The sequence below is a fragment of the Candidatus Merdisoma sp. JLR.KK006 genome (genome assembly GCF_036941035.1).
Taxonomy (GTDB): Bacteria; Bacillota; Clostridia; order Lachnospirales; family Lachnospiraceae; genus Laedolimicola.
Window position 1 is genome coordinate 1 of sequence record NZ_JAYMNS010000102.1, and the last position, 291, is coordinate 291.

Annotated in this window: 1 tRNA gene; it reads left to right on the plus strand. The window is 50.9% G+C overall.

The annotated features are described in order from the left end of the window. The first annotated feature begins 2 nt into the window (after positions 1-2). Positions 3-75, plus strand: a tRNA-Ala gene (locus VSQ61_RS22770). The last annotated feature ends 216 nt before the right edge of the window (positions 76-291 follow it).

Here is a 291-nt window from a genome sequence, read left to right on the forward strand (position 1 = left end):
ATGGGGGTGTAGCTCAGTTGGGAGAGCACCTGCCTTGCAAGCAGGGGGTCAAGAGTTCGAATCTCTCCATCTCCATTTACACGTAGGCAATGAGAAGTGCGGAATACGGGAAGCGTGGCTGCGTCGTGCTGGCACGTAAGCAGACGGGATTACCGGATTCCATAGGGCGAAGCCCGTGAGCGAGACGTCAGTCGAGCGGCACTTCGGACTATCGTGTACCATGTACCTTGAAAACTATATACTGAGAAATATCAAATCAGATTCAATCGAGAGAAAGAATCTGAACAAGAC